Below are 1,148 nucleotides of genomic sequence, written 5' to 3'. Positions count from 1 at the left end.
TTGTGGATCCGGCAGGGGCCAGCTTCCAGCGTGGGCGTTGGTTTGAGCGCATTGATGCAGGCAACACGTTGACTGCTGCCATGCACATGGAGGTTACAACCCAAGACAGTGCTGTTGATTCTGATGGTGACGGTCTGCCGGATGTCTGGGAGCGTGAAGGGGTTACCCTAAGCGACGGTACGGCCATGCCACTGAATCAGTGGGGTGCTGATCCTGAGCGACCGGATTTGTTCCTGCAGCTTAATTGGATGAATTCGCAGTGGCAGCAGGCCGGGTGCGACACACCTGGTGCGGATGCTGATGTGTGTGCGCAGCTGTCGACGGCAAGCTACCGGCCAAGTCGCGATATTTTGCAGCAGCTGGTGGACCGCTTCGATCAGTACGGGGTCAACCTGCACATTGATGCGGGTGATACGTACACCAACATTGTCAACTACCCGACGCGTCACGGTGGGCAGACTGAGCCGTATGCACCGTACTACTTTGAGGGCACGGTGCCTGGTATGAAGCTGGTCGAGAATATTGACACGATGCTGGGTGCGCGTGCGGCAGTCTTCCGGGTTGGTGTTATTGGCGATCAGATGCAGCGTGGCCACTGGGGTACCGGCTTGGCTTTGGTTGCGGATAACTCGTTTTATGTTGCCAAGCATGAGCGTATGCGCAGCGATGATCAGCTGCGTAACACGATCATGCACGAGCTGGGCCACACCTTGGGGTTGAATCATAATGGTTCGATGAAGTTCGCCAACGAGGTCCCGCAGTCGGATTACCTGCCGAACTACTACTCGGTGATGAACTACCTCTACCAGTTCACCCACTTTAACTACTCGGATGAAGAAGCCGTCTCCGGTGGCCCACTGCCGGAGGTGTGCAACCAGCCAGGTGTGGACTGCTACAAAGGTGACTACCGTGTGCCAGCTGACTGGGACAACTTGATGATTAACACCGGCAAGATTGGTAAGGATTACAACTCCACGATCGGTGCTGCCGGTGGCAAGGTTGATGCCAAGGCATTGGCTGCCCAGCAGGAAGCGATGCAGGCGGCAGAAGATGCGCAGGGTTCTGTCAAGGTTGCTGTTGTAGGTGACCCTGAGCTTCACCGTGGTGAGAATATGGTGAGCTTGAAGGTTGCAAATCCTGGGTTGGAT

At 56.0% G+C, this 1,148-nt stretch carries 1 protein-coding gene; it reads left to right on the top strand.

Annotation, left to right across the window (positions count from 1 at the left end; all coding sequences use genetic code 11):
- A partial coding sequence (locus tag HMPREF3170_RS05195; protein ID WP_210385498.1) for a zinc-dependent metalloprotease occupies window positions 1-1,148 on the top strand: 1,148 nt, incomplete at both ends.

Source organism: Corynebacterium sp. HMSC08D02, from assembly GCF_001807505.1.
Classification (GTDB): Bacteria; Actinomycetota; Actinomycetes; order Mycobacteriales; family Mycobacteriaceae; genus Corynebacterium; species Corynebacterium pseudogenitalium.
Note: the sequence above shows the minus strand (reverse complement) of the source record. Positions and strands in the feature narration are given on the sequence as shown.